The following is a 12,816-nucleotide window of genomic DNA, read 5'->3' as shown; positions in this document are numbered from 1 at the left end:
CCTGCGGGCCGCTCTACCGGGCTTGCCTGCGGCGCACGATCTCGGTGATCCAGACGGGCGCGAACGGAGACGTACAGCCGGGGGACGTCGGGTAGTCCTTGAGGACCTGGAGGCGCTCGCCGATGTCCATCGCTCGGCTGCGGTGGTCGGCGTGGTCGATCCCGATCTGGGCCAGGCAGTGGTTCATCGCCCACTGGAGGCGGTCCGGGGCGTCCTTCATCTCCGCCTCGACGATGTCGAGGATCGCCGAAAGGTCGAGACCCTCCGGCTTCTTCGCCACGCGTTCCGTGGTCAGCGCCCAGCCGGCACTCGCGACCACCGGATCCTCATCGGCCGACCAGGCCGGTCGCAGCTCCTCGGCGTGCGGGTTCTTCTTCACCACGTAGTTCACGAGCCAGTCGTGGACCTTGGGCGTGCGGGCCTCGCGCACCATGGCGTCCAGCTCGTCCCGCCCGAACGCCTTCGGGCGGCAGATGAGGAGGGCGAGGAGCCGGGCCGCGGTGTCATCCGTCTCCCAGAGCCCGCGCGCGAGGTCCTGCTGCGTCTTCAGCCGCTTCGCGAGCGCGCGGAGCCTGCTGAGGTTCACACCGTGATCGTCGCCGTGCTTCTCGTTCACGGCGCGTGCCTTCGGGTCCTCGAGCTCGGCCAGCTCGGCCATCACCTCGGCGACCGTCGTCCCGGTCGGCGTCGTCCCGGCCATCTCGGCCCTCCCGTCCGTCCCGCGCGAGATTTCACCCTACGACGACGGAACGACATCTCATCCGTCGGACCGCAGACGTACGAAACGGACGGTCCCGTGGCGTCCGGCAGCCTGGCGCAGTTCGATGAGGAGCGGGTCGGTGAGCATGCGCACCGGCCCGTGCTCCGGGTGGCGCGTCAGCTGTCCCAGACGGCCGCCTACCCGATCGCCGACCTGCCGTGACTGCGTCGGGGTCAAGCGGGGTGACGTCTTCACGATTCGATCATCCGGGAGATGGACGAGAAGTGCCTGCGGTCTGTCCAACGGGCCGAAGACGCCGAGGAGTTCCCCGTCCGTGGTGTCCGTGTGCCTGATCTTTCTCCATGTCCGGGTTCCCCCTGCCCGATAGGTCGAGCGCAGTTCCTTCGCCACGATTCCTTCGACGCCGGCCGCCCTCATGTCGCGGAACCAGATGTGGGCGGTTTCCTCGTCGACCGTCGCCAGTACGCGCTGAAGGGGCGGGCCGGCGTTCCGCAGCGCGGCGCCGAGCAGCTCCCAGCGTTTCTTCAGCGGCAGGGCTCTGACGTCGCGGCCCGGGACGGCGAGGATGTCGAACGCCACGTAGGACACCGGGATGCCCGATCGCTCGCGATCCGCGTGGGACCGCAGGAGATCGGTGAAGCTCAGACGCCCGTCGCGGTAGGCGCACAGTTCACCGTCCAGCACGGTCCCGGCGGGCAGGTGCTCTCCTAGATATGCGGCAATTTCGGGAAACTCCCGGGCCAGGTCCCTTTGCGAGCGCGACTGCAGGAAGACCCGGCCACCTTCGAGGACGAAGGCGAGGGCGCGGAAGCCGTCGAGTTTGAGGGAGTACTGGAGACTCTCCGGCGTGCCCGTCTGTTCGGGGATTTCTTCCACAGCCTGGGGACGCATGACGTCGACGGGCGGTCGCAGGGCTACTGCCGGCGCGTTTTCGTCCATTGCGTCAGGTTCTGCCCGGCCGGCCCGCAGGGTGGGCAGAGGCTCGCCCGTCGCGTCGGCCTGTCACCGGGACAGCCCCGGCGCCGCCGCTCACGGCACCCGCCCCGCGTGGTTCAGGTCGATGAGGGGGCCGAGCAGGTCGCCGTGGCGTTCGAGGCGGGGGGCGATGTCGTCGGCCAGGAACATCAGCTCCCGCGCGTCCGTGCAGGCCTCGACCTCCTCCCACGTCACCGGCGCCGACACGGTCGGCTCCGGGCGGGCACGCAGCGTGTACGGGGTTGCCGTCGTCTTCGCGGCAGCGTTCTGGCTGAAGTCGACGAAGACCTTGCCGGGGCGCAGGCTGCGGGTCATGCGGTGGACGACCAGTTCCGGATGCTCCGCCTCCGCCTCCACCGCGAGGGTCTTCGCATACGCGCTCACCCGATCGGACGGTGTCGGTTCCAACGGCACGAGCATGTGCAGCCCCTTGGAGCCGGAGGTCTTCACGTACGAGTGAAGCCCGTCCGCGCTCAGCCGCTCCTGAAGCCAGAGTGCGACGGCGCAGCACTCCACCACGTCCGCCGGTTCCCCGGGATCCAGGTCCAGGATCAGCCGGTCGGCCTGCCCGGGCGCATCCGCCTGCCACTGCGGCGTATGGAACTCCGTCACCAGATTGGCCGCCCACATGAGTGACGCCAGATCCTGCACGAGGACCTGGCGGGACGGGGCGCTCCTCGTATGCGGCACGTCCGCCGTCCGTACCCACGCCGGCGTGCCCGGCGGCACGTTCTTGGTGAAGAACCGCTGGCCCTCGGGCCCGTCCGGGTAGCGCAGGAAGGACACGGGCCGGTCGTACAGGTGCGCGAGCAGGGGCCCGGCGACGGTCGCGTAATAGTGCAGCAGCTCGCCCTTGGTGAACCCGGTCGCCGGGTACAGCACCTTCTCGAGGTTGCTGAGCGCGAGCCGCCGCCCCTCCACCTCTGTGATGGGCGTCATACGATGAGAATCCCACGGAAATCGTGACGAGATATCGCAGACGAGGCATCTCGGATGCGCTGTCCCCGACGAGTTCATCCGAAGGGCTACGGCGGCAACGGCCACGGCTACGGCGGCGGTGGGGTGGGGCGGCCTGGCGGCTCGGCTACGGCAGGGCGCGACGGGCGGCACAGGGCAGAGCACCACGCAGGGCACACGGCAGAGCACTACGCAGAGAGGGACACCGTGCGATCCATTTGGAACGGCGCCATCTCGTTCGGCCTGGTCAGCATCCCGATCAAGCTGGTCAACGCCACTGAGAGCCACTCGATCTCCTTCCGGCAGATCCATCTGGAGGACGGCGGCCGCATCCGCTACCGCAAGTTCTGCGAGCTGGAGGAGAAGGAGGTCGCGTCTGCGGAGATCGGCAAGGGGTACGAGGCGGCGGACGGCGCGATCATCCCCATCACGGAGGAGGATCTGGCCTCCCTGCCGATCCCGTCCGCACGGACCATCGAGATCGTGGCCTTCGTCCCCGCCGACCGGATCGACCCCCTCCAGATGGACGCCGCCTACTACCTCTCCGCGAACGGCGTCCCCGCGGCGAAGCCGTACACCCTGCTGCGCGAGGCGCTCAAGCGGAACAAGAAGGTCGCCATCGCCAAGTTCGCCCTCCGGGGGCGGGAGCGGCTCGGCATGCTGCGCGTCGTCGACGACGTGATCGCGATGCACGGTCTGCTGTGGCCCGACGAGGTGCGCGCCCCGGAGGAGGCGGTGCCCGAGACCCAGGTGACCGTGCGCGAGGCCGAACTCGACCTGGCGGACGCGCTGATGGACACCCTCGGCGAGGTCGACATGGAGTCGCTGCACGACGACTACCGTTCCGCGGTCGAGGAGATGATCGAGGCGAAGGCCTCCGGCGAGGGCGTGGTGGAGGCGCCTGCCGCCCCCGAGGGCGGCGGCAAGGTCATCGACCTGATGGCGGCCCTGAAGAGCAGCGTCAAGGCGGCCAAGGAGGCCCGCGGCGAAGCGGCCGCACCGGAGCGGGAGGCGAAGACCAGCTCGGTGACCCCGCTGAAGTCCCGTACGGCCCCGAAGGAGGTCGGCGGGAAGAAGTCGACGTCGACGAAGGCGAAGCCGGCGGCGTCCGGGAGCGGCACGGCGAGGAAGACCACGGCCAGGAAGTCGGCTGCCTCGTCGCGGACGGCGGCCGCGGACAAGGCGAGCACGTCGAAGGCGAGTACGTCCAGGGCCGGTACGTCGTCCAAGGCCGGTACGTCGAAGGCGAGCGGCTCGAAGGCGGGCGCCTCGAAGGCCGCGGCCAAGAAGACGACCGCCAAGAAGTCACCGGCGAAGAAGACGGCGTCGCGCAGGCGGGCGTCTTAGAGATCATCTCATTTGGTGAGTCTGCGGTAGCAGATGAGGGTGCAGGCGATGCTGGTGAAGGCCAGGAAGTGGATGGCCTGCCGCTCGTAGCGGCGGTGGAGGCGGCGGCAGCCGGCGAGCCAGGCCATGGTTCGTTCGATGGTCCAGCGGTGGCGGCCCAGCTTCTGTGACGTCTCAACTCTCTTGCGGGCGATGCGCGGTGTTATGTGGCGTGCGCGGAGCCATTGCCGCAGGTGGCGGTTGTCGTAAGCCTTATCCGCGTGAAGCTTGGCCGGGCGCCGACGGCGGGGGCCACGCCGGGATCTTATCGGCGGGATGCCACGTACCAGCGGTTCGAGGGCCTGGCTGTCATGAAGGTTGGCGCCGGATATACCGATGGAAAGCGGAAGCCCTGTCCGCTCGGTGATCAAGTGGATCTTCGAGCCGTACTTGCCCCGATCTACAGGATTCGGGCCCGTCAGGTCCCCTTTTTCAGGGCCCGCATGTTAACCGAGTCGATCGCGCACCGCGACCAGTCCAACTCTCCGCGGGATCCAAGCTCGTCCAGGACCAGACGATGCAGCTTCGCCCAGACCCTTTGCCGGCTCCACTCCATGAACCGGCGGTGAGCCGTGGCCCCCGATGGCCCGAACACCGGCGGGACCTGCGACCACGTGCAGCCTGTCGTGGCCACAAAGACAATCGCCGCCAGCACCTCACGGTCCCCGTGACGGCGCCGGCCACCACCCTGCGGCCGCGTCGGCGCCTCCGGCACCACCCGCTGGAACAACTCCCACAACCCATCAGGGACCAGACGCTCAGTCAGCAACACACCGTCAGACTACCGGCATCACCAATTGAGATGATCTCTTAGGGGGAGGGCGGTGGGCCGGCGGCGGTCGTACGCAGCTACGCATGCGTGCGAAGGTGCCGCCGCCGGACCACTGTTGTGTCCGCTGTGCCTAGCGGGCCACGAACTGCGTCAGGATCGCCTGCACCTCGTAGATGTCGACGCCCTTGCTGAACGTCTTCTGGACGGGCGCCGCCGTGCCGGAGATCCAGATCTTGAGCTCACCGTCGAGGTCGAAGTGCCCGGCGGTCTCGACGGAGAAGTGCGTGATGCTGCGGTAGGGGATGGAGTGGTACTCCACCTTCTTGCCGGTGATCCCCTGCTTGTCGACGAGGATCAGGCGCCGGTCGGTGAACAGGATGGTGTCGCGGATGAGCAGGTACGCGGCCTGCACTTGCTCGCCCTGACCGAACAGCTTCGCGTACTCCTGCTGCGCGCCGACGGGGTCGACGGTGTGAGCGTTTCCGAACAGTGCCATGAGGCCCCCCAGATGATGAACTCCTGCGTAGGCACAGGATCTTCACACTGTAGGTGAGGTCTTGGCCGACGGGCAGGGGGCTTCTTCCGGATTGTGCGCGGTGACGAGGAATCCGACGCTCTTCATCCGCACCTCGCCCTTCCCGTCCGCATCCCTGTCGCCCGCGCGCCCGTACGCGCGCAGGCTGTTCGTGAGGGTGCGGTGCGCCAACTCCCTCATCTCGTCGTCGACTTGTTCGGTCAGGTGCCGCCCTGGCCCCGAACCGAGCAGGAACGCGGCGGCGTCACCGGCGTCGCGCCCCCACAGCCCGTACCCCTCCACACGCCGTACCTCGACGCCCGCGAACCCGGCGCCGGACAGCACCTCGCGCGTGGCGTCGGGGTCCGCCAGGGAGAACATCCCCGGACCGCGCGAAGTGTCCCGCTCGCCCGGAGCCCCGAAGTCGCCGAGAGGCAGGATGCCGCGCAGCCCGGCGACGGCCCGGAGCCAGTCGTTGCGCTCGGGCTCGGCGGCGCAGATGAACGCCAGCCTCCCGCCCGGCCGGAGGGCGCGCCGGATGTTGGCGAAGGCGGCGACGGGGTCGGCGAAGAACATCACCCCGAAGCGGCTGATGGCGACGTCGAAGGCCCCGGCGGGGAAGGGGTGGATCTGGGCGTCGCCCCGCTCGAAGCTGACGTCGGCCGCCCCTTCCTGCCGGGCGGTCTCCTCGGCCCGGGCCAGCATGGGCCCGGACAGGTCGACCCCCAGCGCTCGCCCGGCCGGGCCCGCGCGCCGGGCGGCGAGGCGGGTGGTGGCCCCGGCGCCGCAGCCGACGTCGAGGACCCGCTCGCCGGGGCGGACTGCGGCGGCGTCGAGGAGGGGCTGGTTGAACCCTGCGTTCACGGCGTCCCAGCGGTCCTGGTTGCGGGCCCAGTGCTGACCTTCGTACCCGTTCCAGGCCTGGGACTGATCGGCGTTCACGATGTGCGGCACAGCGGTACCCCCTCGTTGCGATGAACGGGACGAGACTAGAATGGGCACGCGCCCATACCGAGTATGGGCGCGTGCCCATACTCATGGCAAGGGCATTGCAGACGCATGGCCGGGACGGTCGACATACGGTCGTACCGAACCGGAGAACCGAACCGGAGAACCGAACCGGAGAACCGAACCGGAGAACCGAACCTGATGGCCGGGCCTGCTGACGGCCGGACCCGGACCCGATGGCGAACCTGATGGGAAGAGGCAGCATGTCCCCGCGCGGAGTGGCGATCCTCGACGTAAGAGAGCGGCTCTTCGACGCGGCGGAGCGGATCCTGACGCGGGATGGCCCGTCGGGCCTGACGAGCAGGGCGATCACGACCGAGGCCGGCTGCGCGAAAGGCATGCTGCACAAGCACTTCGCGGGCCTGGACGAACTCGTCGCGGAACTGGTCCTGGCCCGCTTCGCCGGCACGGCGCGCCTGGCGGAGGATCTCCCGGGCCGCGCGGGCGAGTCCACGGTGGCGGCCAACCTGAAGACGATCGGCTATGCGCTCCTGACCTCCCTGAACCCCACGACGGCGGGCCTGGCGGTCTCGACCCCGGCGGCGTCTGTCCGTATTCGTGAGGCTCTGGAAGCGGGCGCCCCGGGCTTCGACGCGATCCAGCAGTCGATCGCGGACTACCTGGACGCGGAAGTGGAACGGGGCCGTCTCGACCCCGCCACGGACACGACGGCGACGGCGCTGGCGCTGGTCGGGACGGTCCACCACCTGTTGATGACGACCTGGGGAGACACGGCACGCGATCCGGGCGAACAGACGGAAAGACTGGTGACGATGCTGCTGGGCCCGACGACCGGAGGATCAATCGGCCATGGAGAACGTTGAAGATGTCGACGACGCCGGCGACGTGATCCGGAGCAACGCTCCCGGATCATTCCCGTACAGCGTGCTGCGCGAACGCCACCCGGCGCTGATCCGGCGGGTGCGGGACGCGTTCCCGTACGACCCGGAGCGGCAGGGGGCACTGGACGCGCTCCTGAGGGAGAGCACGGATCCGGCCGGCGTGATGGAACCGCTGCCTGCGGACGCCCGGGACCGCGAACAGTGGGAGGCGTGGGGGAGCGGCGAGCACGTGGGCGGGTCGTGGTTCGACGCGCCGTTCCTGTGGGCGGAGAGCTACTTCTACCGCAGGCTCCTGGGCGCGGTCGGCTACTACGACGCCGCCGGACCGTGGCGGGGCATCGACCCGTTCCGCCCCTTCAAGCAGGCGGAGCTGCGAAGCCCGGAGGCGCAGGCGGAACTGACGGCCCTGGACGATCTCGCGCAGGAACCACCGGAATCCCAGGCCCGGGCCCTGCTCCACGGCTCGCTGTGGGGCAACCGCGCGGACCTCGGCTTCCGACTGACCGCGAACGCCACCGACACCTCCACCACGCCCCTCCTGGCGGACGACTCGGAACGCCTGTGGTCGCTGCTGCCGCCGGGGGCCGGGAGCACGGTCCACGTGGTGGCGGACAACGCGGGCCGCGAACTGGTCCCCGACCTCCTCCTCATCGACCACTTCCTGCGCCACGCACACGCGGAACAAGTGGTCCTCCAGCTGAAGCCACACCCGTACTACGTCTCCGACGCGACCCCCACGGACGTGATCGACGCCCTGCACCACCTGAAGCAGGCCCCGGGCGAGGCAGGCAATGCGGGCGAACGCCTGTGGCACGCGACCTCAACAGGCCACCTGCAACTCCGCACGCACCCTTTCTCCTGCGCCCCACTGCCGTACGCCGCCATGCCGGACGACCTGAAGAGGTCATTCGGGACAGCCACGCTCACCATCTTGAAGGGCGACCTCAACTACCGCCGCCTGGTGGGCGACCAACTCCGTCCCCCCACAACCCCGTTCACCACCCTCACCTCCTACTTCCCGTCCCCGGTAGCGGCCCTGCGCACTCTCAAGTCGGACGTCATCGCGGGCTTGGACGAGAAGACGCAGCGCATCGTGGAGGCATCGGAGGGCCCCGACTGGCGAACGAAGGGCACGCATGCGGTGATCCAGGTACGGGCCGACGGATGCACGGCGCGAGAGACACACGCCTGACGCCGGACAGGCCATGAGGCCGGACAGGTCATGACGCCGGACAGGTCATGAGGCCGGACAGGTCATGGCGCCGGACAGGTCATGACGCCGGACAGGTCATGAGGCCGGACAGGTCATGGCGCCGGACAGGTCATGGCGCCGGACAGGTCATGAGGGCAGCCCCGGGGAGCGGTCACGTTCAGCGCAGTCCGGCCGGCAGAGCGCAGTGGCGGACCGAAGGATGTGCTTTGACGGACGGTGGGCGCCCATTCCTGCTCAGCCGCTGCACCGCATCATGACGGCTCCAAGAGCCGACCGGCTTGGAGCAATGCTGTCCCCAGCTCCCCCTGAGCTCCTCACATCAGGCGACGTCTTCGCTCACCCACGCGGTGGCCCACGGCACCGCTGGCTCACCCGGTGGACCGTCGCCCTGGCGGCACTCTCCGTCGCACTCCTGCCCGCGGCTGCTCCTCATGCCTCCGCAGCGACGCACAAGAAGCTGCTCAACAATCACCTCTATGTCGTCAACGCCTACGCGGACACGGTTTCGGTGATCGAGACACCAGGACCAACAGGGTTGTCGGCTCCTCGATTTCCGTCGGCAGCACCCCGGCGCGGCGGCCACCGACGCCCTCCGCGGTCGTGCCTTCGTGACCAACTCCCACTCGGGCACGGTTTCGGTGATCAACACCTACACCAACACGGTTTTCGGCTGCCCGATCCCCGTCGGCGACGACCCCGGCGCGGTGACCACCGACGCCCTCCGCGGTGGCGCCTACGTGCCCAACGGCGGCTCGGACACGGTCTCGGCGATCGATACGAACACCAACACGGCTCTTGGCGCCCCGATCCCCGTCGGCGACGGCCCCGGTGGGTTGGCGCTGGGGAGGTAACGGAAGACCGCGAATCTCTGCCCCTGCGCCCGGCGGCATACGGCTGCACACGTCCGTAGATACACGAAGACCCCGTCCTCAGCGAAAGCGCTGATGGCGGGGTCTTTGGGCACCTCATACAAGGTGCCCCCGGCAGGATTCGAACCTGCGCACACGGCTCCGGAGGCCGTTGCTCTATCCCCTGAGCTACGGGGGCGTGTTCGCCGCGGCTGGCGTGGCGACGGGTAGAACCCTACCAGCTCCGTCGGGGTCCCCATGAACAGTTAATTCGCTGCTGAGGTGGCGTCCTGGGAGGCGTGTGCGGGGGCACGCGAGGGTGGTAGTCCCCTGTACGGGGCGGAAGTGGGGAAAACCCGGACGCGGTGGCGCCGGCGGACCTACTCTCGAGTTGTGTCAGGCGCGTCCGGCCGAGTGCTTGTTGTGGACGACAACAAGGTGATTCGGCAGCTGATCAGGGTCAATCTCGAGCTGGAGGGCTTCGAGGTCGTGACCGCGGCCGATGGTGCCGAGTGTCTGGATGTGGTGCATCAGGTTCGGCCTGATGTGATCACTCTGGATGTCGTGATGCCCCGACTCGACGGGCTGCGGACCGCCGCGCGGCTCCGTTCGGACGCCCATACGCGCGGTGTCCCGATCGTGATCGTCAGCGCCTGCACCATTCAGGAGGTTGACACCGGACTCGATGTCGGGGTCGACTCCTTCCTCGCCAAGCCCTTCGAGCCCAGTGAACTGGTACGGGTAGTAAGGCAGTTGAGCGAGCGCGGAACCGACAGTGGTCGCGGGGCCGAAGAGGCCGAGCGTGCCGGGCGTACCAGGGGCTAGGCGTTACGGGGGAGCCGAGCGTGTCCGTATGCCGGACCATCCCGTAAACCAGGTCGCTCACCCACCCCCCTCCTCCCATACGCTTGTCCCGTGACCCCCGTCGAGCTCTCCCGTACCGTCCTGCGCGCAGTGCGCCGCGCGGTCGACGACGGTGAGCTGAGCGTGGTCGTGCCGGCACGCGTCGTGGTCGAGCGGCCGCGGCCCGGTGGGTGCGGGGACTACTCCACGAACGTCGCGCTGCAACTCGCCGGTCCCGCCGGACGCCCGCCCCGGCACGTCGCCGAGGTCCTCTCGCGGCGCCTCTGCGGCAGCCCCGGCATCGCCGACGTCGAGGTCACCGGCCCCGGATTCCTCAATCTCACCCTCGCCGACGACGACCCCGGCTCCCTCGCCCGCGAGATTCTCGCCCGGGGCGGCGAGTACGGGTGCAGTGATGTTCTTGCAGGTCAGCGCTATGAGATCCGCATTCCGTACGAGGTCAGGGCCGAGATCGTCGCCGATTCGCTCCGCCGCGTCCTCGCCACGCAGGGCGCCCGGGCCCACGTCGTCCAGGGCGCGACGGCCGAGGGGAAGACGGCCGGGCCGAGCGCCGCGCACGTCGTGAACCTGCGGCCCGTGCCCGCGCCCCGTGACCCCTCCGTCCTCGGCCGCGACGCGTCCCGCTGGGCCCTGCTCCTGCCCGCCGCGCACGACCGTCCCCGTATCGACGACGAGCATCTCGCCCAGCGCGAGAGCAACCCCCTCTTCCGCGTCCGGTACGCCCACGCCCGTACCCGCGCCCTCACCCGTAACGCCGCCGCCCTCGGCTTCACCGCCGAACCCGGCGACGTACGCGACCAGGCGTCCGCCGCAAGTGGCGCCCCCATCGCCGCCGGTGCCTCCAGTGCCCTCGGCGATGCACCGTCCGCCCTCGGCTTCACCGCCGAACCCGGCGACGTACGCGACCACGACACGGCGACGGGCGCGGGGGACGCCACCCGCGCCGGGGCGAACGCCGCGGCCCCCCTCCACACCGCCCTGTCCACCCATCCCCAAACCCTCACCCTCGCCGCCACCCACCACGCCCCCGACCGGCTCGCCCGGCACCTTGTCGTGGTGGCCGACGCGTTGCTCGGGTTCCAGCACACCGTGCTGCCGCAGGGTGAGGAGAAACCCTCGGCCGCCCACCGTGCCCGGCTCGCGCTTGCCGAAGCCGCCGGGGCGGTGCTCGCCGGCGGCCTGTCCCTGCTCGGTATCGACGCACCCGAACATCTCTGAGAGAGCGCAGAAGACAGTCATGAGCCGTTCCGCACACCCCGCCGGGCCCCGCCACGCCGATGTCCTGACCGAGGGGCACTACACCGCCCCGCCCGCCGATCTCAACGCCCTCGACCCGAAGGTGTGGTCGCGGACCGTCACCCGTGCGGGCGACGGCGCGGTCCGTGTCGGCGGCATCGAAGTGGCCCGGCTCGCCGAGGAGTTCGGCACCCCCGCCTACTTCCTCGACGAGGACGACTTCCGGGCCCGTTGCCGCGCCTGGCGTGACGCCTTCGGGGCCGACGCCGACGTCTTCTACGCCGGCAAGGCGTTCCTCTCCCGCGCCGTGGTGCGCTGGCTGCACGAGGAAGGGCTCAACCTGGACGTCTGCTCCGGCGGCGAGCTCGCCACCGCCCTGTCCGCCGGAATGCCGGCGGACCGTATCGCCTTCCACGGCAACAACAAGTCCGAGGAAGAGATCGAGCGGGCCGTCGAGGTCGGGGTCGGGCGGATCGTGCTCGACTCGTTCCAGGAGATCGTGCGGGTGTCGCACATCGCCGAGCGGCTCGGCAAGCGCCAGCCCGTGCAGATCCGTGTGACGGTCGGCGTCGAGGCCCACACGCACGAGTTCATCGCCACCGCGCACGAGGACCAGAAGTTCGGGATCGCGCTCGCCGGGGGACAGGCCGCCGAGGCCGTACGGCGTGCGCTCAAGCTCGACGGTCTCGAGCTCATCGGCATCCACAGCCACATCGGCTCGCAGATCTTCGACATGGCGGGCTTCGAGGTCGCCGCGCGGCGCGTCGTGTCGCTGCTGGCCGAGGTGCGCGACGAGCACGGTGTCGAGCTGCCCGAGATCGACCTCGGCGGCGGGCTCGGCATCGCGTACACCTCCGATGACGACCCCCGTGAGCCGCACGAGATCGCCAAGGCGCTCGGTGAGATCGTGACGCGCGAGTGCGAGGCGGCCGGTCTGCGTACGCCGCGCATCTCCGTCGAGCCGGGCCGCGCCATCGTCGGCCCGACCGCCTTCACGCTCTACACGGTCGGCACCGTCAAGCCGCTCGAAACCCTCCGTACGTACGTGTCCGTGGACGGCGGCATGTCGGACAACATCCGCACCGCCCTCTACGACGCCGAGTACACGGTCGCCCTCGTCTCGCGGACGTCCGACGCCGAGCCGATGCTCGTCCGTGTGGTGGGCAAGCACTGTGAGAGTGGCGACATCGTGGTCAAGGACGCCTTCCTGCCCGCCGACCTCGCGCCCGGTGACCTCATCGCCGTGCCGGCGACCGGCGCGTACTGCCGGTCCATGGCCAGCAATTACAACCACGCACTTCGCCCGCCCGTCGTCGCCGTGCGCGACGGTGAGGCGCGGGTGATCGTCCGGCGTGAGACGGAGGAAGATCTCCTGCGTCTCGACGTCGGATAATGAAATACGTGTCTCAGGATTCGGACCGGGGGCAGAAACCCCGGTCCGGTGGGTGAGACTGGTCCACTGAAGCAGTATCAAGCAGGC

At 69.5% G+C, this 12,816-nt stretch carries 13 protein-coding genes and 1 tRNA gene; 7 read left to right on the top strand and 7 right to left on the bottom strand.

Features of this window, described 5'->3' with window-relative positions:
* Window positions 1-13 precede the first annotated feature (13 nt).
* From OHO83_RS17345 to ligD, 3 genes are all read right to left on the bottom strand, one after another.
* Complete coding sequence (locus OHO83_RS17345; RefSeq protein ID WP_266674154.1) at window positions 14-700, bottom strand: DNA alkylation repair protein; 687 nt, start codon at window positions 698-700, stop codon at window positions 14-16.
* 57 nt (window positions 701-757) lie between these two features.
* Window positions 758-1,660 (bottom strand): ATP-dependent DNA ligase, encoded by a 903-nt coding sequence (locus tag OHO83_RS17340; RefSeq protein ID WP_266674156.1) that lies wholly within the window; start codon window positions 1,658-1,660, stop codon window positions 758-760.
* Window positions 1,661-1,750: 90 nt separating this feature from the next.
* The gene (gene ligD / locus OHO83_RS17335; RefSeq protein WP_266674158.1) at window positions 1,751-2,635 is read right to left on the bottom strand and encodes a non-homologous end-joining DNA ligase; all 885 of its coding nucleotides are present in this window, start codon (window positions 2,633-2,635) and stop codon (window positions 1,751-1,753) included.
* 225 nt (window positions 2,636-2,860) lie between these two features.
* Between ligD and ku the strand changes: the two genes are divergently transcribed.
* On the top strand, window positions 2,861-4,000 hold the full coding sequence (ku, locus tag OHO83_RS17330) for a non-homologous end joining protein Ku (protein ID WP_266674160.1): 1,140 nt from the start codon (window positions 2,861-2,863) through the stop codon (window positions 3,998-4,000).
* Window positions 4,001-4,008: 8 nt separating this feature from the next.
* Here the strand turns inward: ku and OHO83_RS17325 are convergent.
* From OHO83_RS17325 to OHO83_RS17315, 3 genes are all read right to left on the bottom strand, one after another.
* Window positions 4,009-4,805, bottom strand: a protein-coding gene (locus OHO83_RS17325) for an IS5 family transposase (protein WP_266676631.1) whose coding sequence is annotated in 2 segments (ribosomal slippage) — window positions 4,009-4,470 and window positions 4,473-4,805 — 795 coding nt in all. Because the reading frame shifts where the segments join, the coding sequence is not laid out codon by codon here.
* Window positions 4,806-4,941: 136 nt separating this feature from the next.
* Window positions 4,942-5,307 (bottom strand): PH domain-containing protein, encoded by a 366-nt coding sequence (locus tag OHO83_RS17320; RefSeq protein ID WP_116509971.1) that lies wholly within the window; start codon window positions 5,305-5,307, stop codon window positions 4,942-4,944.
* Between the two features lie 42 nt (window positions 5,308-5,349).
* Window positions 5,350-6,279 (bottom strand): class I SAM-dependent methyltransferase, encoded by a 930-nt coding sequence (locus OHO83_RS17315; RefSeq protein ID WP_266674162.1) that lies wholly within the window; start codon window positions 6,277-6,279, stop codon window positions 5,350-5,352.
* Window positions 6,280-6,536: 257 nt separating this feature from the next.
* Here OHO83_RS17315 and OHO83_RS17310 point away from each other — a divergent pair, with 257 nt between their 5' ends.
* The 3 genes from OHO83_RS17310 (at window position 6,537) to OHO83_RS17300 (ending at window position 9,239) form a co-directional block, all read left to right on the top strand.
* Window positions 6,537-7,157 (top strand): TetR/AcrR family transcriptional regulator, encoded by a 621-nt coding sequence (locus OHO83_RS17310; protein WP_266674164.1) that lies wholly within the window; start codon window positions 6,537-6,539, stop codon window positions 7,155-7,157.
* Window positions 7,144-8,367 (top strand): damage-control phosphatase ARMT1 family protein, encoded by a 1,224-nt coding sequence (locus tag OHO83_RS17305; RefSeq protein ID WP_266674166.1) that lies wholly within the window; start codon window positions 7,144-7,146, stop codon window positions 8,365-8,367. The genes OHO83_RS17310 and OHO83_RS17305 overlap by 14 nt, the downstream gene beginning before the upstream one ends.
* A gap of 629 nt (window positions 8,368-8,996) precedes the next feature.
* Window positions 8,997-9,239, top strand: coding sequence for a YncE family protein (locus tag OHO83_RS17300; protein ID WP_266674168.1), 243 nt, complete (start codon window positions 8,997-8,999; stop codon window positions 9,237-9,239).
* A gap of 124 nt (window positions 9,240-9,363) precedes the next feature.
* On the opposite strand, the gene OHO83_RS17295 is transcribed toward OHO83_RS17300, so the two are convergent.
* Window positions 9,364-9,435: transfer RNA gene (locus tag OHO83_RS17295), tRNA-Arg, on the bottom strand.
* A 146-nt stretch (window positions 9,436-9,581) separates the two neighbouring features.
* On the opposite strand from OHO83_RS17295, the gene OHO83_RS17290 reads away from it, so the two are divergent.
* The 3 genes from OHO83_RS17290 (at window position 9,582) to lysA (ending at window position 12,729) form a co-directional block, all read left to right on the top strand.
* Window positions 9,582-10,061 (top strand): response regulator, encoded by a 480-nt coding sequence (locus OHO83_RS17290; protein ID WP_323186922.1) that lies wholly within the window; start codon window positions 9,582-9,584, stop codon window positions 10,059-10,061.
* Window positions 10,062-10,151: 90 nt separating this feature from the next.
* The gene (gene nrtL / locus OHO83_RS17285; RefSeq protein ID WP_266674170.1) at window positions 10,152-11,318 is read left to right on the top strand and encodes an ArgS-related anticodon-binding protein NrtL; all 1,167 of its coding nucleotides are present in this window, start codon (window positions 10,152-10,154) and stop codon (window positions 11,316-11,318) included.
* Between the two features lie 19 nt (window positions 11,319-11,337).
* Window positions 11,338-12,729 (top strand): diaminopimelate decarboxylase, encoded by a 1,392-nt coding sequence (gene lysA / locus OHO83_RS17280; RefSeq protein ID WP_266674172.1) that lies wholly within the window; start codon window positions 11,338-11,340, stop codon window positions 12,727-12,729.
* Window positions 12,730-12,816 lie beyond the last annotated feature (87 nt).

Origin of the sequence: Streptomyces sp. NBC_00569, from assembly GCF_036345255.1 — a bacterium.
In the GTDB taxonomy this organism is placed as follows: Bacteria; Actinomycetota; Actinomycetes; order Streptomycetales; family Streptomycetaceae; genus Streptomyces.
The sequence above is the reverse complement of the archived record's forward strand: the minus strand, read 5'-3'. Positions and strand labels throughout refer to the sequence as shown.